23 protein-coding genes are annotated in these 23586 nt (G+C 73.5%); 14 read left to right on the top strand and 9 right to left on the bottom strand.

Annotated elements, in window-relative coordinates; translation table 11 throughout:
* The first annotated feature begins 301 nt into the window (after window positions 1-301).
* Entirely contained in the window at window positions 302-1840 is a 1539-nt protein-coding gene (locus tag GA0070216_RS10950) for a ricin-type beta-trefoil lectin domain protein (RefSeq protein WP_091243376.1), read from the top strand.
* 119 nt (window positions 1841-1959) lie between these two features.
* Window positions 1960-2760 carry an alpha/beta hydrolase gene (locus GA0070216_RS10945; protein ID WP_091243372.1) on the top strand — a complete coding sequence of 267 codons (801 nt, stop codon included), beginning with the start codon at window positions 1960-1962 and terminating at the stop codon, window positions 2758-2760.
* Between the two features lie 221 nt (window positions 2761-2981).
* Here GA0070216_RS10945 and GA0070216_RS10940 read toward each other — a convergent pair whose 3' ends face one another.
* Entirely contained in the window at window positions 2982-3839 is an 858-nt protein-coding gene (locus GA0070216_RS10940) for an NAD-dependent epimerase/dehydratase family protein (RefSeq protein ID WP_091243369.1), read from the bottom strand.
* Window positions 3836-4252: a nuclear transport factor 2 family protein gene (locus GA0070216_RS10935; protein WP_218108165.1), complete on the bottom strand. Its 417-nt coding sequence runs from the start codon at window positions 4250-4252 to the stop codon at window positions 3836-3838. The genes GA0070216_RS10940 and GA0070216_RS10935 overlap by 4 nt, the downstream gene beginning before the upstream one ends.
* A gap of 107 nt (window positions 4253-4359) precedes the next feature.
* Here GA0070216_RS10935 and GA0070216_RS10930 point away from each other — a divergent pair, with 107 nt between their 5' ends.
* Entirely contained in the window at window positions 4360-4947 is a 588-nt protein-coding gene (locus GA0070216_RS10930) for a TetR/AcrR family transcriptional regulator (RefSeq protein WP_091243363.1), read from the top strand.
* A gap of 24 nt (window positions 4948-4971) precedes the next feature.
* On the top strand, window positions 4972-5841 hold the full coding sequence (locus tag GA0070216_RS10925; RefSeq protein ID WP_091243360.1) for an LLM class F420-dependent oxidoreductase: 870 nt from the start codon (window positions 4972-4974) through the stop codon (window positions 5839-5841).
* A 157-nt stretch (window positions 5842-5998) separates the two neighbouring features.
* On the opposite strand, the gene GA0070216_RS10920 is transcribed toward GA0070216_RS10925, so the two are convergent.
* Together GA0070216_RS10920 and GA0070216_RS10915 are read right to left on the bottom strand one after the other, a co-directional pair.
* Window positions 5999-7645, bottom strand: coding sequence for an amidase (locus GA0070216_RS10920; protein ID WP_245722427.1), 1647 nt, complete (start codon window positions 7643-7645; stop codon window positions 5999-6001).
* On the bottom strand, window positions 7645-7944 hold the full coding sequence (locus GA0070216_RS10915) for a hypothetical protein (protein ID WP_091243353.1): 300 nt from the start codon (window positions 7942-7944) through the stop codon (window positions 7645-7647). The genes GA0070216_RS10920 and GA0070216_RS10915 overlap by 1 nt, the downstream gene beginning before the upstream one ends.
* A gap of 575 nt (window positions 7945-8519) precedes the next feature.
* Here GA0070216_RS10915 and GA0070216_RS34465 point away from each other — a divergent pair.
* The 5 genes from GA0070216_RS34465 (at window position 8520) to GA0070216_RS10895 (ending at window position 13514) form a co-directional block, all read left to right on the top strand.
* Window positions 8520-8693, top strand: coding sequence for a hypothetical protein (locus GA0070216_RS34465; protein WP_176738911.1), 174 nt, complete (start codon window positions 8520-8522; stop codon window positions 8691-8693).
* Entirely contained in the window at window positions 8690-9712 is a 1023-nt protein-coding gene (locus tag GA0070216_RS10910; RefSeq protein WP_091243349.1) for a glycosyltransferase family 4 protein, read from the top strand. Before GA0070216_RS34465 ends, GA0070216_RS10910 begins: the two co-directional genes overlap by 4 nt.
* Before the next feature lie 123 nt (window positions 9713-9835).
* The gene (locus GA0070216_RS10905) at window positions 9836-10975 is read left to right on the top strand and encodes a glycosyltransferase (protein ID WP_091243346.1); all 1140 of its coding nucleotides are present in this window, start codon (window positions 9836-9838) and stop codon (window positions 10973-10975) included.
* Window positions 10972-12036, top strand: a complete 1065-nt coding sequence (locus GA0070216_RS10900) for a glycosyltransferase (RefSeq protein ID WP_091243340.1) — start codon at window positions 10972-10974, stop codon at window positions 12034-12036. Before GA0070216_RS10905 ends, GA0070216_RS10900 begins: the two co-directional genes overlap by 4 nt.
* Entirely contained in the window at window positions 12033-13514 is a 1482-nt protein-coding gene (locus GA0070216_RS10895; RefSeq protein ID WP_091243336.1) for a glycoside hydrolase family 130 protein, read from the top strand. Before GA0070216_RS10900 ends, GA0070216_RS10895 begins: the two co-directional genes overlap by 4 nt.
* A gap of 395 nt (window positions 13515-13909) precedes the next feature.
* Here GA0070216_RS10895 and GA0070216_RS10890 read toward each other — a convergent pair whose 3' ends face one another.
* A complete protein-coding gene (locus tag GA0070216_RS10890; protein ID WP_176738910.1) occupies window positions 13910-14470 on the bottom strand; it encodes a hypothetical protein in 561 nt (186 codons plus the stop codon).
* 367 nt (window positions 14471-14837) lie between these two features.
* On the opposite strand from GA0070216_RS10890, the gene xynC reads away from it, so the two are divergent.
* The 3 genes from xynC (at window position 14838) to GA0070216_RS10870 (ending at window position 18781) form a co-directional block, all read left to right on the top strand.
* Window positions 14838-16508 (top strand): glucuronoarabinoxylan endo-1,4-beta-xylanase XynC, encoded by a 1671-nt coding sequence (xynC, locus tag GA0070216_RS10885; RefSeq protein ID WP_342670716.1) that lies wholly within the window; start codon window positions 14838-14840, stop codon window positions 16506-16508.
* A 122-nt stretch (window positions 16509-16630) separates the two neighbouring features.
* Window positions 16631-17746 carry a MerR family transcriptional regulator gene (locus tag GA0070216_RS10880; RefSeq protein WP_091243325.1) on the top strand — a complete coding sequence of 372 codons (1116 nt, stop codon included), beginning with the start codon at window positions 16631-16633 and terminating at the stop codon, window positions 17744-17746.
* 429 nt (window positions 17747-18175) lie between these two features.
* Window positions 18176-18781 (top strand): YdeI/OmpD-associated family protein, encoded by a 606-nt coding sequence (locus tag GA0070216_RS10870; RefSeq protein ID WP_091243319.1) that lies wholly within the window; start codon window positions 18176-18178, stop codon window positions 18779-18781.
* Between the two features lie 7 nt (window positions 18782-18788).
* Here the strand turns inward: GA0070216_RS10870 and GA0070216_RS10865 are convergent, their stop codons facing one another.
* Genes GA0070216_RS10865 through GA0070216_RS10850 form a run of 4 tightly spaced genes read right to left on the bottom strand, consistent with a single transcriptional unit; the run spans window position 18789 to window position 21307 of the window.
* On the bottom strand, window positions 18789-19346 hold the full coding sequence (locus tag GA0070216_RS10865; protein ID WP_091243315.1) for a GNAT family N-acetyltransferase: 558 nt from the start codon (window positions 19344-19346) through the stop codon (window positions 18789-18791).
* A 31-nt stretch (window positions 19347-19377) separates the two neighbouring features.
* Window positions 19378-19785, bottom strand: coding sequence for an arsenate reductase ArsC (locus tag GA0070216_RS10860; protein WP_091243311.1), 408 nt, complete (start codon window positions 19783-19785; stop codon window positions 19378-19380).
* 47 nt (window positions 19786-19832) lie between these two features.
* Window positions 19833-20921 carry an ACR3 family arsenite efflux transporter gene (gene arsB / locus GA0070216_RS10855; RefSeq protein ID WP_091243946.1) on the bottom strand — a complete coding sequence of 363 codons (1089 nt, stop codon included), beginning with the start codon at window positions 20919-20921 and terminating at the stop codon, window positions 19833-19835.
* Window positions 20918-21307: an ArsR/SmtB family transcription factor gene (locus GA0070216_RS10850; RefSeq protein ID WP_091243308.1), complete on the bottom strand. Its 390-nt coding sequence runs from the start codon at window positions 21305-21307 to the stop codon at window positions 20918-20920. The genes arsB and GA0070216_RS10850 overlap by 4 nt, the downstream gene beginning before the upstream one ends.
* 135 nt (window positions 21308-21442) lie before the next feature.
* On the opposite strand from GA0070216_RS10850, the gene GA0070216_RS10845 reads away from it, so the two are divergent.
* Both GA0070216_RS10845 and GA0070216_RS10840 read left to right on the top strand, forming a co-directional pair.
* On the top strand, window positions 21443-21940 hold the full coding sequence (locus GA0070216_RS10845; RefSeq protein WP_091243305.1) for a GNAT family N-acetyltransferase: 498 nt from the start codon (window positions 21443-21445) through the stop codon (window positions 21938-21940).
* A gap of 34 nt (window positions 21941-21974) precedes the next feature.
* Complete coding sequence (locus tag GA0070216_RS10840) at window positions 21975-23378, top strand: FAD-dependent oxidoreductase (RefSeq protein ID WP_091243302.1); 1404 nt, start codon at window positions 21975-21977, stop codon at window positions 23376-23378.
* Window positions 23379-23586 lie beyond the last annotated feature (208 nt).

Genomic DNA, 23586 nt, shown 5'->3' with positions numbered 1-23586 from the left:
CCGGGCCGGCAGTTACCAGCACCACTCGATCCAGAGCCGGCGGGCGCCGGACACCAGACGCAGTGCACTCGTACGACGGACGGTCATCTTCTTCATGGGCACCTCCGTGGTCGTCCACTCCGGACTGCGCAGAGCCTAATGCCGCTCAAGGGAAATGCGAAGGGTGCTCGGGGAACCGGTCGGCCCGATGGCCTGGTCGCCGACCGGTCCGGCGACCTCGCATTGACAGCTGTCCCTCAATTAGTCAGGATTGTTGCCTGAGAGCGCTCTCACGTCCATCGAATACTCTGGAGGGTGCAGAATGATCCGTCACCTGGGTGCCGTTCTCGGGGCCGCGACGCTGGTCGGTGCGCTGGCCGCCGCGCCCGCCGGGGCCGCGCCGGCCGTCCCGTCGGCCGACCCGACCGCGTCGGCCGCCGTCGACCCGTCCGCCGGCCTTCCCGCCGGGCAACGGGCGGCGCTGCGCCGGGACCTCGGTCTGACCGACGAGCAGCTCCGCGTCCGCTCGGTCGTCGAGGCCGCTGCGCCGTCGACCGAGCGCCGGCTCCGGGCCGAGCTGGGCGTCGCGTACGGCGGGTCCTGGATCGCGGGGGACGGGAGGGCCCTGGTGGTCGGGGTGACCACGGCCGCCGACGCCACGCGGGTCCGCCGCACCGGCGCTCAGCCGCAGGTGGTCCGCCGGAGCCTGGCCGAGCTGGACCGGGCCCGGGCCACCCTCGACCGGGCGGCCGGCCGGGCCGGCCCGGCCGTGCACTCCTGGTATGTCGACCCGGCGAGCAACAGCGTGGTGATCCAGGCCGCCGACACCGCCTCGGCCCAAGCGTTCGCCCAGGCCACCGGCACCGCCGACGCGGCCCGTCCGGTCGCCGCCGCGCAGCCGTACCGCCCGGTCTACGACATCCGGGGCGGCGACCAGTACGTCATCAACAACAACACGCTCTGCTCGGTCGGCTTCGCCGTCGCCGGTGGCTTCGTCACCGCCGGACACTGCGGTGGGGCGGGCAGCACCACCAGCGGCAGCGGCGTCGCGCAGGGCACCTTCCGGGGCTCGTCCTTCCCGGGCAACGACTACGCCTGGGTGCAGACCAACTCCTCGTGGGTGGCCACGCCCACGGTGAACACCTACAACGGCGGCACGACCGCGGTGGCCGGCTCGGCGGAGGCCGCCGTCGGCAGCGCGGTCTGCCGGTCCGGCCGGACCACCGGCTGGCGGTGCGGCACGATCACCGCCCGGGACGTCACGGTCAACTACTCCGGTTCCCTGGTGTACGGCCTGGTGGCGAGCAGCGCGTGCGCCCAGCCCGGCGACTCGGGTGGGGCGTTCATCTCCGGCAACCAGGCGCAGGGGGTCACCTCCGGTGCCGGTGGCGACTGCAACTCCGGTGGCACCACCGTCTACCAGCCGGTCAACGAGATCCTCGGCGCGTACGGGCTGTCGCTGACCACCACCGGCGGTGGCGGTGCCGGCCAGCTCGTCGGGTACGCCGGCAAGTGCATCGACGTGCCCAACTCCCACGGTGTCGACGGCCAGTACCTGCAACTGTGGACCTGCAACGGCACCAACGCCCAACGGTGGACCTTCGCCGGTGACGGCACCGTGCGGGCGCTCGGGCTGTGCATGGACGTGGCCTGGGGCTCGACCGCCAACGGAGCGGTCGTCCAGTTGGCCAGGTGCAGCGGCAACCCGGCCCAGCAGTTCGTCCTCAGTGGCGCCGGTGACCTGGTCAACCCGCAGGCCAACAAGTGTGTCGACGTGCAGGGCGCGAACAGCGCGGACGGTGCCCGGCTGGTCATCTGGGAGTGCACCGGCGGGGCCAACCAGAAGTGGCGGCGCGGCTGAGCGACCCGGGCGCGGGGCGGGCGACGACCGGGTCGCCCGCCCCGCGCGCCGTCGGCGCCGCCGGTTAGCATCGCCGTAGCGTCGCGTGCCGGTGGCGGACGATCGTCAGGCATGGAGGCGTGGTAGCGAAAGGTGGCACTGCCATCTCGCCGACTCAGGCAACAATCTCCGAGCGGATCACGGTCTATCCGGCCGCCGACCGTTTCACCGGCCCCCGGCCGGCCGTGCTGGTCCTCCCCGGCGGCCGCTTCCGGGAACTCCCACCGCACGAGGGGGAGGGCTACGCCCGCTGGCTGGCCAGCATCGGGCTGCACGCCTTCGTCCTCGAATACCGGCTGCTGCCCGACCGGTTCCCCGCACCGTTGCAGGACGCCCGTGCCGCGCTGGACCATGTCAGGAGCGGCGTCCACGGGCTGGAGACCGGCCCGGTCGGGGTGATCGGCTCCAGCGCCGGCGGGCAGTTGGCCGGCCTGCTGATGACCGGTGCGGTGCTGTCGATCGAGACCGGTGTGGTCGACCCGCCGCGCCCGGACTTCGCGATCCTGGCGTACGCCCTGGCCGATCTGGATCTGCTTCCCCCGCCGGCGGTCGAGGGGCTGCTGGGCGAGCTGATCCCGATCAAGGACGAGTTGTCGCCGGCGCGGCACGTGGACTCGACGGTCTGCCCGACGTTCGTGTGGGCGGCCGCCCAGGACCCGCCGGGGGTCCCCAACGCCCTGGAATGGGCCCGGGTGCTCGTGGCGGCCGGGGTCCCGGTCGAACTGCACATCTACCCGCGCGGTGGACACGGTATCGGGCTGGCCGACGGCATCACGTACGGCGGCCGGAGCCACCCCTTCATCGCCCGCGACGCGCACACGGCGACCTGGACCGACGCGTGCGAGGCGTGGCTGCGGGCCGAGGGTTTCCTGACTCCCTGACCGGCCCGTTCCCCGGGGCGGGGGACCGCGTAGGCGGGGGCACCCGCCGCCGGCACCGTGCTGCCCACCGGGGCCGGCGGCACCGTCGGTCGTCGTCCGGACGACCCGCGCCGGTCGATCCGCGCCGGACGACCCGCTCCCGACGATCCGCGCCGGTCGATCCGCGCCGGTCGACGCCGCAGCCGTGGCGTCGGCCGGCGCGGGCCGTACCGGCCGACCCGTCAGGTCGGTGTCGGGGCGCGGTCCGGGGTGGAGCGGGGGCCGCCGGGCAGCCGGTCGCGGCAGAAGTCCCGGAACGAGCGGGGTGGGCGGCCGGTCACGTCCGCGACGGTGCTGGTGGTCCGGTCCTCCGCGCCGGCCGCGATCGCCGTGTCCAGGCTCGCGAGGAACCGGGCGAAGTCGGGTGGCAGGCCGTTGGCCTCGTGGTACGCCGTGAGTGCGGCCTCGCTGACGGCACGGTGCCGGACCGGTTGGCCGCCGGTGTCGGTGAGGACGGCGGCGATCTCGGCGTAGCTCAGGCGTTCGGGGCCGGTGATGAGGTGCTCGGTGTCGTGCGACGTCGGATCGGTGAGGGCGCGGACCGCCACCTCGGCGATGTCGGCCGGATCGACGATGCCGACCCGGGCGTCGCCGGTGGCGCTGATGATCTCGCCGCGTTCCCGGGCGCTCACGCCGTGCGGATGATCGCCGACGAAGTTCTCCATGAACCAGGAGGGCCGCAGCACCGCCCACTCGGGGAAGAGCGTGCCCAGTCGGGCCTGCACCTCGCCCAGGCCGGGAGTGCCGGCCTCGATTGCCGAGGAGCTGAGCAGGACGGCCCGCCGCACTCCCCGGGTGTGGGCCAGTTCCAGCAACGGCAGCATGACCGGCGCGGGATCGACCTCACCGACGGGCGGGATCAGGTACACGCCCGTCACGCCCTCCACCGCGGCGTGGTGGGTGCCGGGGTCGTACCAGTCGAAGCGGACGTCCCCGGCGGAGGCCCGGCGGCTGGCGACGCGGACCGGGCGGCCGGCGTCGGCGAGGGTGGCGGCGACGAGCCGGCCGGTCGTCCCGGTGCCGCCGGTGACCAGGATCACGAGCGCACCAGCCCGCCGCCGAGCAGGTCCTGTGCGGCCTGCGGGTTCCAGTAGTCGCGGTAGTGCACGATGTGGCCGTCCCGGATGGTCAACACGGCGATGTACCGCAGTCGGTAGGGCCGGTCGCTGGCGACGACGACGCCACTGGCGGTGAACTCGGCGACGAGCACCGCCGGATCGGTGGTCTCGTGCACGGTGACCTCGGTGATCTCGCGAACGTCGAGGATGTGCGGGTAGTCGATGAGGTAGTCGTGCACGGCGGCCCGGCCGGTGACCCGGCTCGGCTGCCCGGCCGGCGCGAACGGGAACTCCATGACGCCGTCGTCGGCGAACAGGGCGATGAATCCCGGCATGTCCTTGGCGAGCAACAGGTGCATGGCCCGGTGGAACAGGACGGTGGAAGGGTTCGACACGATTGTCCCCTGGTCGTCGGTGCCGTCCCGCTGCATGGCTACCATAGCGGACGGCCGGTCCGCTTCACTGTAGCGGACTGATGGTCCGTTTCGCGAGGGGAGAGCGTGTGCGCGCCGACGCGGCACGAAACCGGACGGCCGTACTGGCCGCCGCGGATCGGTTGTTCGATGCCGCGACCGACCCCGACCAGGTCTCGATGGACGACATCGCCGCCGCCGCCGGCGTGGGCAAGGGCACGCTGTTCCGCCGCTTCGGCGACCGGATGGGGCTGCTCCGTGCCCTGTACGCGCAGCGCGGCGACCAGTTGCGGGCGGCACTGACGGCGGCGCCACCGGGGGGTCCACCGGCGGAGCGCGCCCTGCACCTGCTCCGCGAGGTGGTGCGGTTCAAACGGGACAGTCGGGTACTGACGTTGGCCCTGGAGAACGCGGGCGACGGCAGCCCCTACCGCACCGGGTCGTACGAGGAGTGGCACGTCCTGCTGGTCGCGCTCGTCACCGAGGCGCGCGGCCCCGCGTCGGCGGACTACCTCGCCCACGCCCTGTTGGCAGCCGTGCGCAGCGACCTGGTGGAACACCTGCGGGACTGGCCCGACGCGCGCTGGGAGGCGGGATTGGCCACCCTGACCCGCGCGGTGCTGGACGGTGACGCGTCGCCGGCGGCAGCCGGGGCGGGCGGCCCCGTACGCCACTAGGATCGGTGGGGAGGTGGACGAGGCATGAGACTCGGACTGCACTACTGGAACTACTCGACCCCGGCCGATCCGGCGGCGATCGCACCGACACTGATCGAGACCGCGACGATCGCGGAGGAGGCCGGGGTCGCATCGTTCACCGTGATGGACCACTACTTCCAGATGGAGGCGATGGCCCCGGCCGAGGAGCCGATGCTGGAGGCGTACACGACGCTGGGTTTCGTCGCGGCGCGGACCTCGCGGATGACGCTCGGCGTGCTGGTCACCGGCGTGATGTACCGCTACCCGGGGCTGCTCGCCAAGATCGTGACCACCCTGGACGTGCTCTCCGGCGGCCGGGCCCGGCTCGGCATCGGCGCGTCCTGGTACGAGCGTGAGCAGCACGGCCTCGGGGTGCCGGTGGTGCCGGTGGCCGAGCGGTTCGAACGGCTGGAGGAGACGCTGCGGATCTGCCGGCAGATGTGGAGCGACGACAACGGGCCGTTCGAGGGTCGGCACTACCGGCTGGCCGAGACGCTCAACTCGCCGCAGCCGCTGCGACGGCCCCACCCGCCCATCATGATCGGCGGCAGCGGCGAGAAGAAGACCCTGCTGCTGGTGGCCCGGTACGCCGACGCCTGCAACCTGTTCGGCAGCAGCCCTGCCGAGGTGGCGCACAAGCTGGACGTGCTGCGGGGGCACTGCGCCGCCGAGGGCCGCGACTACGACGCCATCGACAAGACGGTCCTCGTGATGCGACCGCCGCTGGCCGACGTGGACGGATTCCTGGCCGAGGTGGCCGGATACGCCGCGCTCGGCGTGACCGAGGTGCAGGTCACCCCGGACCGGCACCCGGTGGAGTTCACCCGGCGGGTCGCCGAGGAGGTGCTGCCGAAGCTGACCACGATCGGCTGAGGTCGGTCACCACCGGTCGACTCCGGCCCGCCGGGTGCCGCTGCCGGCGATCCGGCCGGGCGGGATGCGCTGGTGGCGGCACGTCCGCCCGCCGGCTGTGGTCCGCCGCCGGGTGCCGTCCGCCCGCCGGTGAGCCGGCGGGCGGACGGCCTGACGGTCACTGGCTGAGCTGGGCGACCTCCTCGGCGGTGAGCCGCAGGCCGGCCGGGGCCGCGCCGCGCGCCGCCGCCGGGGTGGCCGGCGGATCGGCCGGTCGGCGCAGATGCCAGTCGGTCACCGCCTGGTAGGCGGCGGCCACCGACAGCAGCCGGTCCTCGCCGTACGGCAGGCCACCGAGGATGGTGCCGATCGGCAGGCCCGCGCCGGTGAACCCGATCGGGAAGGCGATCTCCGGCAGGCCGAGGATGTCGAACGGCACCGGGCCGGTCTGCACCACCACGTCGCAGTCGGCGAAGAGCTGGTCCAGCACCCGCTCCATCAGCAGCAGCTTGGCCCGCTGACCGGTGATGAACTCGCTGCCGCCCAGCAGCGCGCCCTGCAACCAGCCGGTCACCGAAACCCCGAAACCGCGCAGGTCGGTGCGCAGGTAGGGCAGGAAGGGCTCGGTGCGCTCCGGCAGCCGTACGTTGTTGAACGCGGTGCCGGTGAGCAGCTCCCACTCGTCGGGCAGCGGCACGTCGACGATCGTCGCGCCGGTGATCGCGGCGAGCTTCGCCAGGTAGGCCTGCCGGGCCAGCGCGGTCTCCGAGGCGCCGGCGGTGAAGCCGGGCAGCACCCCGATCCGGGTCTTCCACCGCAGCTTCAGCTTGCCGCCCTGGTAGGCCGGGGTGGCCGCGTCGATCAGCTTGGGCACCTCGGGCAGGCCCTGGCTGCGCGGGTCGGCCGGGTCCTCGCCGGCCATCGCGGTGAGCATGATGGCCGCGTCCTTGGCGTCACGGGCCAGCGGACCGGGATGGTCGCGGGTGTAGCTGAGCGGGATGATCCCGTGCAGCGACACCCGACCCATGGTCGGCTTGAGGCCGGTGAGGTTCTGCGCGTTGGACGGCGCGGTGATCGACCCACCGGTCTGGGTGCCGGTGCCGGAGGTGGCGAGCCGTCCCGCCACGGCGGTGGCGGTGCCGGTGGAGGAACCGCCCGGGTCGGTGCCCGCGTTGGTCGGGGTCCAGGCGTTGACCGTGGTGACCACCCCGCTCGGGGTGGTGGCCCGGGTGGTGGCCAACGGACCCATCTGGGTCTTGCCCAGCACGATCGCCCCGCCGCCGGTGACCAGCCGGGTCACCGCCGTGGCATCGTACGGGGGCCGGAAGTCGGCGAACAGGTACGAGCTGGCGGTGGTCGGCACCCCGGCGGTGTAGTAGTTGTCCTTGATGGCCAGCGGGATGCCGTGCAACGCGCCCCGGTGCGGTTTCTTCGCCATCGCCCGGGCCGCCTTGACCGCCTGGTCGGCGAGCACCAGGTTGAACGCCTGGTAGGTCGGCTCGTTGGTGGAGATCCGGGCCAGGTACGCCTCGACCAGCTGCTGCGGGGTGAGCTTGCCAGCCCGGATCAGCCAGGCCGCCTCGGCGACGGTCAGTTCGGTCGGGTCGGCCACCGCCTCCGGGCGCGGCTTGACGTAGGCGTTCGGCACGGCCAGCGCCGGGTTGTAGCGGCCCGCCGGCACGGCGGATGTTCGGCTGTCGCCGGCCGCCGAGGCCACGGCGGGCAGCCCGACGATGCCGCCGACCGCCGAGGCGGTGGCCAGCGCGGATGTCCGGGCGAGGAAGGCGCGACGGTCGACGCCGCGGTCGGCAGGTGCTGTGCTCATCACTTCCGCCATTCCGTGCTGATCGAGGGGTAGAGCATCGGCGCGGGCTGCTGGGACAGTGCCCTGGCCACGGCCGGGTCGGTGCCGGCCGGCGTCGGCGGCTGGTAGGCGGCGAGGGTGCCGACCGTGCCGCGGACGAAGGAGCGCAGCGACGCCAGGACGGAGTCCCGGCCGGGGGAGCCGGTCTGCGGGTCGGCGGTGGTGCCGGGTGGGAGCTGGTCGAGATCGATGCCGAGCGACGCGAGCCGGGCGCGGATGAGGACGTCCAGCTCGGCGTCGGTCGGTGGGGTGGGGGCCATGACGCTCCTTGAGGGGTGGGCGACGATGACCCACTGTTGAGCCGGATCGTGTCACGGGCGTGACAAGTTGATCTCGACGCGGTGAAGCCACGCAGGTCAATGCCGTGGTGAGACCTCTCGACGTCGGCCGGCCCAGCCTCCGCCATCGACAGATCGATCCGCCGCACCCCGCCGGCCGACCCGCCCTCGTCTGACACGGACGGAGTACCCGGGGCGCCACCGACCTGTTCCGGCCCGCGGGGGGTCACCCGGGGCGGTGGTTCGCCGGCCACCATGGTGTCTTCCTGCCGGATGAGGCGTACGGTGGCGTTGTCGCTCGGGTCCCCGGTGGCCCCGCCAGTTCGCCGTAGTCGGCCTGACGGGCCTGATCCATGATGATCACCGCGACGACGTCCTCCGCATCCCGGCCGCCCGGCGGCCGGCACCGTTCGTCGCGCGGACGGGCTGTTCTCCCCCGCACCCGCCCGGCTGGGCCGCACCGACGTGGGCCCGTACCGACGAGGACGACCAGCACGCCCTCTTCCGCACGCCGAAGGGCCCACGAACACCCCCACGGCTTCATGAGGGAGCACCCGATGAGGATCGCCAGGAACCGGATCGTCGACGCCCTACGGGAGCGGGGCCAGCCGGCCAGAGCCGCCTGGGTCGAACGGGAACTGCCGGAGTGGGTGGACCCGGACAAGCACTCGGGCCTGCTCGCGACCCTGCGGCTCGATCCGGCCGCCCTCGTCGACGCGCCGTCCCCGTGAGGGTGGCCCTGCTCGGGCCGGTCGCGTGGCGGACGCCGCCGCACCACTACGGCCCCTGGGAGCAGGTGACCGGCCTGCTCGCCGAGGGTCTGACCTCCCGCGGCGTGGACGTGACCCTCTTCGCGACGCTGGACTCGGTCACCTCCGCCACCCTCGACGGGGTGTGCCCCCGCGGGTACGCCGACGACCCGTCGATGGACGGGCGGGTCTGGGAGGCGATGCACGTCTCCCACGCGTTCGCCCGTGCGGCGGAGTTCGATCTGGTGCACAGCCACCTCGACTGGTTGCCGCTCGCCTTCGCCGAGCACTGCCGCGCGCCGCTGCTCACCACCGTGCACGGCTTCTCCGGCGCCGCCATCCTGCCCGCGTACGCCCGGGCCCGCTCGTCGTACGTGTCGATCTCCGACGCGGACCGGGCCGCCGGGCTCGACTACGTCGCGACGGTGCACCACGGCGTGGACCTCACCGCGCTGCCGTTCAGCCCGCAGGCCGGCCCGGGGCTGGTCGCCTTCGGCCGGATCCACCCGGACAAGGGCACCCACACCGCCATCGAGATCGCCCGGCTGGCCGGTCGGCCCCTGACCATCTGCGGCATCGTGCAGGACGAGCGGTACTTCGCCGAACAGGTGGCCCCGCACATCGACGGCGAACAGGTCGTCTTCCTCGGCTCGGTGGGCCCCCGCCGCCGCGCGGAGGTTCTCGGCGTCAGCGCCGCCCTGCTCCACCCGATCGCCTTCGACGAGCCGTTCGGACTGTCGGTGGTGGAGTCGATGGCGTGCGGCACACCCGTCGTGGCGTTCGCGCGCGGATCGATGCCGGAGGTCGTCGACGAGGGGGTCACCGGGTCGCTCGTGCACACCGTGGCGCAGGCCGCCGCCGCGGTCGCCGGGATCGGGCGAATCGACCGGGCCGGTTGCCGGGAACGGGCCCGGCTGCGCTTCGGCGCGGACCGGATGGTCACCGACTACCTGGCCGTCTACGAACAGCTCATCGGCTCGCCCTGGCGCGGAAGGCGCTGACCGGCCGACGTCCGCCGCCCGGCCGGACCCCGCGCCCGGCCACCCTGTTCCCCCGGCGACACCCGCCGGCCCGCGTCGCGCCCGTCACCCCGGGCCGCGGCCGACAATCGGAAGGCCAGACCCATGCCCCGCTACGGTTTTCTCAGCACCCACCCACCGACCCGGTGCGGCCTGGCCACCTTCAACGCCGCGCTGGCCGCGCACCTCACCGGGGGCGGCGAACCCGGCGGCGTCGTCCGGGTCACCGACGGCACCGACGATGAGGGGGCTACCCCGCCCGGCGTGGTGCACACCTGGTCGGCGCGGACCCCGGGTGGCTGGCGGGAAGCCGCCGCCGCCCTGAACACCTACGACATCGCCGTCGTCCAGCACGAGTACGGCATCTATCCCGGCATCGACGGCCGGGACGTCCTGCCGCTGCTGCGTCGGCTGGACGTGCCGAGCATCGTGGTCCTGCACACCGTGCTGCGTCAGCCCACCCCCCGGCAGCGGTCCCTGCTGGAACAGATCGTCGCCGAGGCGGCGGCGGTCGTCACGATGACCGACACCGCCCGGGACCGGCTGCTCGTCGGCTACACCGTGGACCCGACCAGGGTCACCGTCATCCCGCACGGCACCGCCGACCCGGTCGGCCGGTCCGGCCCCCGCCGCACCCGTCCGCACCTGCTCACCTGGGGGCTGCTCGGCCCCGGCAAGGGCATCGAGTGGTCGTTGCGGGCGCTGGCCCGGTTGCAGGACCTCGAACCGACCCCCACCTTCACCGTCGCGGGCCGCACCCACCCCAAGGTGATCGAGCAGCAGGGCGAGCGGTACCGGGCGGGCCTGCACCAACTCGGCGCGCAACTGGGTGTCGCACACACCGTGGACTACCAGGCGGTCTACCACGACTCGGCCACGCTCGGCGCGCTGATCCGCTCCGCCGACGTGGTCCTGCTCCCGTACGACTCCCGCGAGCAGGTCACCTCCGGCGTGCTCGTCGAGGCGGTGGCCGCCGGGATTCCCGTCGTGGCCACCCCGTTCCCGCACGCCGTGGAGCTGCTCACCGGCGGGCCCGGTCTGGTCGTACCCTATGCGGACCCGACGGCGCTGGCCACGGCGGTCCGGCGCATCCTGACGGAGTCGGGCCTGGCGGCCCGACTCGCCGGCCGCCGTCGACCGGTGGCCGCCGAGCTGCGCTGGCCGGCGGTGGCGGCCCGGTACGCGGCCCTCGCCGACCGGCTCACCGCCACCGGGCCGCCCGTGGTCAGCGGGGTGTCGGCGTGACCGCGACCGTCGGCCGGGCCGGTCCACCGGCCGGCAGCCCGTCCGCTGCCCGCCGACCGGCCACGCCCGCACCGAGCTTCGCCCACCTCGCCCGGTTGAGCGACGACACCGGGCTGTTCGAACACGCCCGGCACGCCATCGTGCGGCGGCGGCACGGCTACTGCACCGACGACGTCGCCCGCGGCCTCGTCGTCACCAGCCGTGAGCCGGAGCCGACCGGCGCGGTGCTCCGGCTCGCGGAGTGCTACCTCGCCTTCCTGACCCACGCGCAGAACTCCCGGGGCGCCTTCCACAACCGGCTCGGCCTCGACCGGCACTGGGCCGACCAGCCCGGCCTCGGCGACTGGTGGGGACGGGCGCTGTGGGGGCTGGGCACCGCAGTGGCCCGCAGCCCGGCACCCTGGATCCGGGAGGAGGCGCTGGTCGCCTTCAGCACGGGAGCCGTGCGTCGCAGCCCGGCCCCGCACGCCATGGCCTTCGCCGCGCTCGGTGCCGTCGAGGTGCTGCGCCGTCACCCCAGCCACGCGGTCGCCGCCGCGCTGCTGTCCGACGCGGCCACCTCGATCGGGGTGCCGCCGGCCGATCCGGGCTGGCCCTGGCCGCAACCGCGGCTGAGCTATGCCAGCGCTGCTCTCGCCGAGGTCGTGATTGCGGCCAGCCAGCTACGGCACGACGGACCGCTGCTCGACAACGGCCTGCGGATGCTGGCCTGGCTGCGCGACGTCCAACTGCGCGACGGGCGGCTGTCGGTCGTGCCGGCCGGCGGTTGGGAACGTGGCGCGGTGCGGCTGCGCCACGACCAGCAGCCGATCGAGGTGGCCGCCTTCGCCGACGCCTGTGCCACCGCCGCCACCGTCACCGGCGACGCCGGCTGGGAGACCGGTGTGCGGCAGGCCGTCGGGTGGTTCCTCGGCGACAACGACGTCGGCACCCCGATGTGGGACCCGGCCACCGGCGGTGGCTACGACGGGTTGACCCGGCACGGACCCAACCTCAACCAGGGTGCCGAGTCGACCCTCGCGCTCATCTCCACCCTGCAGCACGCCCGGCGGTGGTCGTGACCGGACCCCCGGTCGTCCGGCGGGACCTCACCCTGCGCCCCGACCCGGGCCGGGTCGTCGTCAGGCTCTTCGTCCCCGGCGAGGACGCGGCCGTGGCCCGTACCCGGGCGCAGGCGCTCATCGACCGGATCTGCCGACTCGACGCCGAGGAGACCGGCCGGCTGCTGCGGGACGCCCGGCGCCGCTTCGGCGACCGGCACCGGGACCTGGATCGCACCTTCCACCACCACTACGACCTGGTCCGGCACCGGGCCTCCCGGTCCCGGGACCTGGACCCGGCCACCCGCCTGCTGGTCGGCGCCTACTTCAGCCACGAGTACGCGGTGGAGTCCGCCGCGTTGTGCAACCCGTCCATGGTGGTCCACCCCGACCAGGGCGGGCTGGCGGCGGGGCAGCTCCGGGTCGCGATCAGCCTGCGTCAGATCGGCGAGGGGCACCTGTCGTCGATCGGGTTCGCCGACGCCGTGCTCGGGCCCGGCGACCAGTTGACCGTCGATGCCCGGCCCGGCCCGCTGACCGTGGGCCGGCGGGTTCCGCTGCGGCACCGCCGCGATCTGCTCGCCGCCGGGCTCGCCGAGATCGACTGCGACGACGAGGTGTCCGCCACCGTGCTGGATGCCCTGCCGGCCCGCTACGACGAGGCCCTGCTCGACCGGGTCATCGCCGACCTGCCGGCCGACCTGCTGTCCCGGGGCACCGCCCCGGCCACCGTGGCCCACCTGCGACGGGCCGGTTCGGCCAGCTACGCCGTCGAGTTCCCCGCCGACAGCCGACTGCCGCAACGGGTGCTCTGGCCGGCCACCCCGGACGAGCGGAACGGGATGGAGGACGCCAGGTTCGTCAGGTTCGTCGACGAGTCGGGACCGGTGTACCGGGCCACCTACACCGCGTACGACGGGCAACGCATCGCCACCCGGGCCCTGAGCAGCACCGACCTGCGACGCTTCGAGATCACCCCGATGCGTGGTCCGGGCGTCCGCAACAAGGGGGTCGCGCTGTTTCCCCGTACGGTCGGCGGCCGGCACCTCGCGCTGTGCCGTGCCGACGGGGAGACCATCGGCCTGACCAGCCTGGGCGGCGACAACCAGTGGCAGCGGCCGGTAGCACTGCACGCCCCCCGCCGGGGCTGGGAGCTGATCCAGGTCGGCAACTGCGGTTCACCCGTCGAGACGGACGCGGGCTGGCTCGTGCTCACCCACGGTGTCGGCCCGATGCGCCGGTACGCCATCGGCGCGCTCCTGCTCGACCTGCACCGCCCGGAGCGGGTCGTCGCCGAACTGCCCGGCGCGCTGCTGGCCCCCGACGAGACCGAGCGCGACGGGTACGTGCCGAACGTCGTCTACTCCTGCGGCGCGCTCGTGCACGCCGGCCTGCTCTGGCTGCCGTACGGGGCCAGCGACGCCCGGGTCGGTTTCGCGACCGTACCGGTGGCCGCGCTCGTCGCGGCGATGGTCGAACCCGCGCTGCCGCCCGGTTGACACCGGACGGCGGCGTCAGCGTTGCCGGGGCGGTGCCCGACCAGGATCGAGCGGTCCGAAAGGCCACCGATGGGGGAGAGGTTCGGTCGCAGGACCATGTCCATCGATGGATTCCCGCCCGTTCGGGCGCTGTCCGGTGTACGACGGCCGCCCGTGTAGATCGGGACCCGGCCGGCAGACGGTGCCAGAATCGCCAGGTGATCGGACGTCTGGAGAAGGCGATGCTCGACTGCCCCGATCCCTGGGCGCCCGCCGCGTGCTACGCCGCGTCCTGGGCATGCGCATCAACGAGGACAGCGGGCCACCCGTTCTGCCCGGTGTGCGGACGACACTCTGCGTAACCGCTCCGGGTCGTCGATGCTCATCGTCCCCTGGTTGTCGGGGGTGCCGGAGACTCAGTCGTGGAGCGTGACGTGGGGCAGTGGGCGACCGGTGGCGTCGAACAACGCGGCGCCACAGTCGCAGCGTTCGTCGGCCAGGGTCTGGGTCGCCGGCAGTTGCCAGACCAGCAGCTCCGCGCAGTTCGGGCAGTCCAGGCTGACCAGCGTCTCTTCGGCTGCCGAGCCCCAGGCCCGCACCGGGAGGCCCTGGTAGGTCAGCCCGGTCAACTCATCCCCACCGGTCAGCGCGACCAGTATCTCGTAGGTGTCGGTGCCGCTGTCCCACACCGCGAGCGTGCAGCCGAGATGTGCCAGCACGCCGGCCAGATGATCGAGCTGGCGGATCGGGAAGTCACCGCGGCGTAACGTCGGGTCGGCCTCGGCAGCCTGGTAGACGACGGTGGTGTCGACGTCTGTGGGCTCCGCCCCGAAGGCCCGTACCCGACCGGCCACGAACGCGGCCAACTGGCCGGGGTGCTCCTCGCCGGTCCAGTCCATGCCGAACAGCACGCTGTCGACCCGGACCCCCCGGGCCCGTTCGTCGGGGGTCAGGACCAGCTCTTCCAGCTCCACCATGATGATCACGCTAGCAACTGTCGGGCGGCGGACCGTCCCGGGCGGTTGCTCACGGTCGTCGCGTACGCCATAGCGGTGCGCGACGACCGGAACACCGCCCGGATCGGCACGCCCCTTTGTGCGGCCTGCGCATGCTTGACCCCTCCGGGGGCGGAAACTAAACTCCGGCCGTTAACGTTCACAATCATTACAGTCGATATGTTTCGTCGAAACGCCGCCGGTGAGGTCGAGGTCATCCCCGTGGCGACGCAGCAGATTCGGTGCCGACCGGGTCGATGGGACCGGGAAGGCGCGTATCACCACCACCAGGAGGACGAAAGAAATGACGCAGGATCAGATTGGGCCGGTCAGCGGCGAGCGAAAGCAGTTGAGCCGCAGAGTCGTCCTGACGACGCTGGGGGCCCTGCCGGTGGCGGCGGCCACGGCGGCCCTGGGGGCCACGGAGGCCTCGGCCGCGCCGGCGAGCATCAATCCGTCGGCATCGCGGCAGACGATCAAGGGTTTCGGTGCGATGGCCCATGCCGCCTGGATCGGCGACTTGACCGCCGCCCAGCGGGATACGGCGTTCGGCACCGGCGAGGGGCGACTGGGCTTCTCCGTGCTGCGGATCCCGGTCGGCGAGAGCCAGGCGGACTTCGGCCGTGACCTGGCCACGGCGAAGCGGGCTGTCGAACTCGGGGTGACCGTCTTCGCGTCGCCGTGGAACCCCCCGGCCAGCATGATCGAAACCTTCACCCGGGGCAGCCAGACCAACGCCAAGCGGCTGCGGTACAGCTCGTACGCCGCCTATGCCCAGCACCTCAACGACTTCACCGCGTACATGCGCACCAACGGGGTGCCGCTGTACTGCATCTCGGTGCAGAACGAGCCCGACTACGCGCACGACTGGACCTGGTGGACCACCGCCGAGATGAACCGGTTCCTGCGGGAGAACGCCGGCTCGCTCACCACCAAGGTCATGGCGCCCGAGTCCTTCCAGTACGTCAAGTCCGTGTCGGACCCGATCCTCAACGACGCCACGGCGCTGGCCAACGTGGACGTCATCGGGGCGCACCTCTACGGCACGTCGTACTCCAACTTCCCGTACCCCCTGCTCAAGCAGAAGGGTGCGGGCAAGGAACTCTGGATGTCCGAGGTGTACTACCCGAACAGCAACGCGAACTCGGGGGACGCCTGGCCGGAGGCGCTCGACGTCGGGGAGCACATCCACCACGCCATGGTGGACGCCGAGTTCCAGGCGTACGTCTGGTGGTACCTGCGGCGCAGCTACGGCCCGATGCGCGAGGACGGCCAGGTCAGCAAGCGGGGTGCGATGATGGCGCACTTCGCCAGGTTCGTCCGCCCGGGATTCGTGCGGGTCGACGCGACGGCGAACCCGGCGTCGAACGTCTACGTCTCGGCGTACCGGGGCGGCGACACCGTCGTCATCGTCGCGGTCAACAAGAACACCTCGGCGGTGAGCCAGCAGTTCACCCTCTCGGGCGCCACCGGGTCCCGCAGCGTCTCGAACTGGCTGACCGACGGGGGCCGGACCGTCGCACCGCAGGGCGCGCTCACCATGTCGAACGGCTCCCTGACCGTCAGCCTCCCCGCGCGCAGCATCATGACCTTCGTGACCAGCGTGAGCGGCACCACGCCGACCCCCACGCCCACCATCACCCCGACGCCGACCCCCACGCCGACTCCCACCCCGACCCCCACTCCCACGCCCGGTGGTGGGACCGGCCCCCGGGTCACCTACACGATGAGCACCTGGGCCTCCGGTTTCACCGCCAACATCGCCATCACCAACACCGGCACCTCGACGATCGACGGCTGGACGTTGGCCTTCACCCTGCCGTCGGGCCAGTCCGTCACCTCGGGCTGGAACGCCACCTTCTCGCCCACCAGCGGTCAGGTGAGCGCCCGCAACGTCAGCTACAACGGCACGCTCGCCCCCGGTGCCACCGTCGAGATCGGCTTCCAGGCCAACCACACCGGCAACACCGCCGAACCGACCGCCTTCACCCTCAACGGCATCCCCTGCACCGTGGCCTGACCGGCACGCGGAAGGCGAGCCACCAGACGGGTACCGCCCCTCCGGCGACGGAGGGGCGGTACCCGTTCGGGTGCGCCGGCCCGCTTGCTCCTCACGCGGCGTCAGGGCACATAGTCGGTGCCGTGGAGGAACACCTGACCGTGGGGCGGGTGGCGGAGCTGGCCGGGGTCACCGTCCGCACACTGCACCACTACGACGAGATCGGCCTGCTGACGCCGTCCACGCGGACCCCGGCGGGGCACCGGGCGTACTCCGCCGGCGATGTGCGACGGCTGCGGGAGGTGCTCGGCTACCGGCGGCTCGGCTTCGGACTGCGGGAGATCGCGGCCCTGGTCGACGACCCGGCGACCGACCCGGTCGCCCACCTGTGCCGGCTGCGCGGCCTGCTGACGGACCAACGCGACCGGGCCGCCGCCATGGTGGCGGCCATCGACCGGGAACTGGAGGCGCGGGCGATGGGGATTCCGACGACACCGGAGGAACAGCTGCGCGGGTTCGGCGCGCAGTTGTACGACACCATCGGGTCCGCCTACCCGGCGACGCGGCGCACCGAACCACGGATCGCCGCGCGCCTCTGGGCCGCGCTGGGGGACGCCCGGACGGTGCTGAACGTCGGGGCCGGCACCGGTTCCTACGAGCCACCCGACCGTACGGTCACGGCGGTGGAACCGTCGGCGGTGATGCGGGCCTTGCGTCCGGTGGGCGCGGCGCCGTGCGTGGCCGCCACCGCCGAGCGGCTGCCGTTCGAGGACCGGTCCTTCGACGCCGCGATGGCGGTCAGCACCGTCCACCACTGGCCGGACCCGGTCGCCGGGCTGCGGGAGATGCGGCGGGTGGCCCGCCGCGTGGTGGTGTTCAGCTACGACGCCGACGAGACCGGTTGGCGGGAACGGTTCTGGCTGACCCGCGACTACCTGCCCGAGTTCGCGGGCCTGCTCGTCGGCTGGCCCCCGCTGGACGAGCTGACCCGGGCGATCGGCGGACGCGCCGAGCCGGTGCCCGTCCCGTGGGACTGCGCCGACGGCCTCTTCGAGGCGTACTGGCGGCGGCCCGAGGCGTACCTGGACGAGCGGGTGCGCCGGGCGATGTCGGTATGGACCAGGGTCGGACCGCCGGCCGAGCAACGGGCCGTCCGGATGCTGGGGGAGGACCTCGCCTCCGGCCGGTGGGCCGAGCGCAACCACGACCTTCTCGCCCGCGACACCGCCGAGTTGGGTCTCCGCCTGCTCGTGGCCTGACCGCCCGCACCGGGGCGCGACGTCGTGCGGCGTGCCCGCTGTCGCGGGCCAGGAGGTTGTTGACGTGCGCCCTCGTAGGGCGGGGACCCGGGATCACTGGAGTATGCGGTCGACGAACTCGGCTATGGCGGCGTCGACGGACAAGCCGGTGTCGAGTGGCGCGGTGAGGTGGTCTCGAGTCCGGCGTCGCGATCGAGGAGTACGCCTCCCGGGGTGGAGCGTGAGCGCCGCGATCATGCGGATCCATCGCGCGACGGTCACCCGCGCCCGAACGCTCCGTTGACGCTCCAGGGTCGTCGCCGGCTGATCGAGCCGCTGCATCAGCCCACGGCGACGGTTCCGGCGGTGGTGGCGCGGATCGAGGGGGCGGGGGCACAGGTGGTCGGCGGCGCGGATCGAGTTCGGGCTCGCTACAGCTAGCCTGCCGTCATGGTGAGCGCCGAACTGGATGAGTTGATCGTCGCCGACGCGGACGCGCTGCGCGGATGGCTGTCGGCCCACCACGCCACCTCGCCCGGCGTGTGGCTCGCCCTGACCCGCAAGGGCGGCACCGTCACCACGCTGACCTGGCAGCAGGCGGTCGACGAGGGCCTGTGCTTCGGCTGGATCGACGGGCAGGCCCGCAAGCGGGACCTGGAGACCTCCTGGATCAGGTTCACCCCGCGCCGGCCGCGCAGCTCCTGGTCGCAACGCAACGTCGCCCATGTGGCCCGGCTGGAGGAGCAGGGGCGGATGCAGCCCTCGGGCCGCGCCGCGGTGGAGGCCGCGAAGGCGGACGGGCGGTGGGCGGCCGCCTACGCCCCGCCGTCGGAGGCCCAGGTGCCGGCCGACCTGCTCGCGGCCATCGCGGCCGACCCGGCCGCCCAGGCCATGTTCGACGTGCTCACCAGCGCCAACCGGTTCGCGCTCATTCACCGACTCCACGCGCTCAAACGGGCGCAGACCCGCGAGCGGAAGATCGGTGAGTTCGTCGCCATGCTGGCCCGCCACGAGACGATCTACCCGCAGAAGGCCCGGCCCCCGCAGTCGCCGTGATCCCTGTCTATCGGGGCGTTGCGCACCAGGTGTCGGCGTGCAGGGCGTAGGTGTAGCCGTCCACCCAGCCCCGTTCGGCGTGCCAGGAATCGCCGACACCGTGCTGCTCCCGACGCATCCCGACCTTCTCCAGCACCCGCACCGAGGCGAGGTTGTCGGCGAAGCAGCCGGCGGTGATCCGGCGGACGCCCAACCCGGTGAACGCGTGGGCCACCATCGCGGCGACCGCCTCGGTGGCGTAGCCCCGGCCGGCGTGGGCCGGGTCGAAGATGTAGCCGAGCTGCGCCTCCGTGCGTGCCGGCATGCCCGGCTGGCCCATCCCGTCCACCACGTCGAGCGAGACCGTGCCGATCACCAGGCCGGCCAGGGTGACCGCCACGCTGTGGTCGTCGGGGTCCGCCGCCGCGCGTCGCCACGCCGCCCGGAAGGCCACCGGCTCCACCTCGGTACGCAGCAGCCAGTAGGTGACCTCCGGCAGGTTGCGGTATTCGAGAATCCGGTCGATGTCCTCGTCCCGTACCGGGCGGAGTGCCAGGCGGGCGGTGCGCAGTGTGGTGCCTTCCATGCGGTCGGACTCTAACCCACCGTGGCCGGGGTCAGCCTGCCGGTCGCAGGTCGGCGAGGAGTTGCTCCACCCGGGCGCGGATCTCGTCGCGGATCGGGCGGACCGCCTCGACGCCCTGGCCGGCCGGGTCGTCGAGCTTCCAGTCCTCGTAGCGTTTGCCGGGGAAGACCGGGCAGGTGTCGCCGCAGCCCATGGTGACGATGACGTCGGAGGACTCCGCCGTGGCGTACTCCAGGAGCTTGGGGGTCTGGTCGGTGAGGTCGACGCCGACCTCGCGCATGGCCTGCACGGCGGCGGGGTTGACGGTGTCGGCGGGCGCGGAGCCGGCGGAGCGGACCTCGACGGTGTCGCCGGCGAGGTGGCGCAGCCAGCCGGCGGCCATCTGGGAGCGGCCGGCGTTGTGCACGCAGACGAACAGGACGCTGGGCTTGTCGGTCACGGTGGTTCCCTTCGGGGTGGCCCCGGTGGCGGGGCGGGCCGCGCGGGTCAGGAGCGGGCGGCGGTGGTGGGGAAGAGGCGGTGGCGGGCCCAGCGGGAGACGTAGACCAGCCCGACCAGGACGGGCACCTCGATGAGCGGGCCGACCACCCCGGCGAGGGCCTGGCCGGAGGTGACGCCGAAGGTGCCGATCGCGACGGCGATGGCCAGCTCGAAGTTGTTGCCGGCGGCGGTGAAGGCCAGCGTGGTGGTACGCGCGTAGCCGAGGCCGACGGCCCGGCCGAGCAGGTAGGACCCGGCCCACATCACGGCGAAGTAGACCAGCAGCGGCAGGGCGATCCGGGCCACGTCCAGCGGGCGGCCGGTGATCGCGTCGCCCTGGAGGGCGAACAGGATCACGATGGTGAACAGCAGCCCGTAGAGGGCGGCGGGGCCGATCCGGGGCAGCAGGCGGGTTTCGTACCAGTCGCGGCCCCGGGCGCGTTCGCCGAGGCGGCGGGTGAGGTAGCCGGCGAGCAGCGGGATGCCCAGGAAGATCAGCACGTTGCCGGCGAGGTCCGCGCCGGAGACGGCCAGCCCGGTGCCGGAAAGACCGAGCCAGCCGGGGAGTACGGCCAGGTAGAACCAGCCGAGCAGGCCGAAGGCGACGACCTGGAAGACGGAGTTGAGGGCGACCAGGACGGCGGCGGCCTCCCGGTCGCCGCCGGCGAGGTCGTTCCAGATGATCACCATGGCGATGCACCGGGCCAGGCCGACGATGATCAGGCCGGTGCGGTACGCGGGCTGGTCGGCGAGGAAGATCCAGGCCAGGGCGAACATCAGCGCCGGGCCGACGAGCCAGTTGAGCACCAGCGACGAGACCAGCAGCCGCCGGTCGCCGGTGACCGTGCCGAGCCGGTCGTAGCGGACCTTGGCCAGCACCGGATACATCATGATCAGCAGGCCGATGGCGATGGGCAGCGAGATGCCGCCGACGGTCACCGCGTCGAGCGCGCTGTCCAGCCCGGGGACCAGACGGCCCAGGAGCAGTCCGACGGCCATCGCCAGGCCGATCCAGAGCGGCAGGAACCGGTCGAGGTGGGACAGCCGGCCGACCACGGCGGGGGCGGTGGGGGAGTCGTGGGTGGCGGTGCTCACGGGCACTCCCGGCGGGCGGTCGCCGGCACGACGGTGAGCAGCGCGGCGAGTTGCCGCAGCAGCGCCGGCCGGGCCCGGTAGTAGACCCAGGTGCCCCGCCGCTCGGCGTCGACCAGCCCGGCCTCGCGCAGCGTCCGGAGGTGGTGCGAGATCGTCGGCCCGGTCAGGTCGAACGCCGGGGTCAGGTCGCAGACGCACACCTCACCGCCCTCGGCCGAGGCGATCATCGACATCAGCTGCAACCGCACCGGGTCGCCGAGGGCCTTGAAGGCCGGCGCGAGCACCGCGGCGGTCCCGGCCGGTAGGCGTTGCTCCGCCAGGGGCGGGCAGCACGGCGCGTCGGCGCTCAGGCCGACGGGGGCGAGGGGCCCCGTTTGTTTAGACATGCATCTAGGTTGACACTGATCTAATCAGCGTGCAACTGTCTGGTCCGACGGACGTCGCCTCGTGCGGCGCCCCGGTTCCGCCCGCCGCCGACCCGGTCGCAGGGTGGTCCCGCCGATGCCGAACGGAGCCCGCCCATGGCCGACGTCACCCTCCGCAGCATGCGCGCCGATGACGCCGACCGGGTGCTGGCGATCTACCAGGCCGGCCTCGACGCCGGTGACGCCAGCTTCGAGGCCACCGCGCCCACCTGGGCGGCGTTCGACGCGGGCCGGTCACCCGGGCACCGGCTCGTCGCGGTCGACGGCGACGGTCTCGTGATCGGCTGGATCGCGGTCGCCCCGACCTCGGCCCGCGCGGTCTACGCCGGGGTGGTCGAGCACTCCGTCTACGTCGACCCCGCCGCCCGGCGGCGCGGGGTGGCCCGGCTGCTGCTGGACGCGCTGATCGCCTCGACCGAGGCGGCCGGCGTCTGGACCATCCAGTCCGGTGTCTTCCCGGAGAACGCCGCCAGCCTCGCCCTGCACCGGCGGGCCGGTTTCCGGGTGGTCGGCCGGCGCGAACGGGTGGGCCGGCACCACGGGCGGTGGCGCGACGTCGTCCTGCTCGAACGCCGCAGCCCCGTCATCGACTGACCACCCCGCCCCCACCGCCCCGAGGAGTCACCCGATGAACACCATGGACACCCTGCCGGTCGTGGTGATCGGCGCCGGCCCGGTCGGCCTCGCCGCCGCCGCCCACCTGCACGAGCGCGGCCTGCCCTGCACCGTCCTCGAAGCCGGCGACGGTCCGGGCGCGGCGGTCCGCCAGTGGGGACACGTCCGGCTCTTCTCCCCCTGGCGGTACGACATCGACCCCGCCGCCCGGCGGCTGCTCGACGCCGCCGGCTGGACCGCCCCGGACCCGGAGGTGCTGCCCACCGGCGCGGAGTTCGTCGCCGACTACCTGCGACCACTCGCGGAGCTGCCGAGTCTGCGGCCGTTGCTGCGCTACGACGCGCGGGTCGAGGCGATCAGCCGGGTGGGACTGGACCGGCTGCGGACCGCCGGTCGCGACACCACCCCGTTCCTGGTCCGCCTCGCCGACGGCGAGGAGATCGCAGCCCGTGCGGTGATCGACGCCTGCGGCACCTGGGGCACCCCGAACGTCCTCGGTGCCGCCGGCCTGCCCGCCCGTGGTGAGCGGGAGGCGGGCGACCTCCTGGAGCACGCGCTGCCCGACGTGCTCGGCGCGGCGCGGGACCGGTTCGTCGGCCGGCACACCCTGGTCGTGGGGGCCGGGCACTCCGCCGCCAATACCCTGCTGTCCCTGGCCGAGCTGGCCGCCACCGGGCCCGGCACCGAGGTGACCTGGGCGGTCCGGTCCGCCTCGCCGGCGCGTACCTACGGCGGCGGTGACGCCGACGCGCTGCCGGCCCGGGGTGCCCTCGGCGTCCGCCTGCGTGCGCACGTCGACGCCGGCCGGGTCCGGCTGCTCACCGGCTGCGCCGTGCACGCCCTCACCCCCGCCGACGGGCGGCTGACAGTGGTGGTGCGGCACGCCGACGGGAGCGCGGAGACGGTCACCGTGGACCGGGTGGTGGCCGCCACCGGCTTCCGCCCCGACCACTCGATCACCACCGAACTGCGGCTGGACCTGGACCCGGTGCTGGGCGCGACCCGGGCCCTGGCCCCGCTGATCGACCCCAACGAGCACTCCTGCGGGACGGTTCCCCCGCACGGCGTGGACGAACTCGCCCACCCGGAGCCCGGCTACCACGCCGTCGGGATGAAGAGCTACGGCCGGGCCCCGACGTTCCTGATGGCCACCGGCTACGAGCAGGTCCGCTCGGTCGTCGCCGCCCTCGCCGGGGACTGGGCCGCCGCCCGCGACGTGCGACTCGACCTGCCCGAGACGGGCGTGTGCCGCAGCAATCCCGACGACACGGTCGACGGCGACGACTGCTGCGGTGCCCCGACCGTCGAGCCGGCCGGGCGGGGCCCGGCCACCGGTCTCGCCGGCGGGCTGCTCGCCGCCCCGCTGAGCCTGGTCACCGTCGATGCCGCACCCGCCGGAGGGTGCTGCTCCGGCTGACCCGTGCCACCGGCCCCCGGTGCCCGCCAACCCGTCGGCGGGCACCGTCCGTGGTGGCCGGCGGTCGCCGCGGGCACCGGTCCGGAGACGCAACCATGGTTCCGGTACGCGCAGCAGCACAGTGTCAGGTAGGCGACGCAGCCCGCGCGGCCCCTCGCCGCGGCCGGATCGACAGCCGCTCCAATGCCCTCTGAGCTGGGAAAACTGG

Source organism: Micromonospora matsumotoense (assembly GCF_900091525.1).
GTDB lineage: Bacteria > Actinomycetota > Actinomycetes > Mycobacteriales > Micromonosporaceae > Micromonospora > Micromonospora matsumotoensis.
This window is presented reverse-complemented; position numbering and strand designations above follow the sequence as displayed.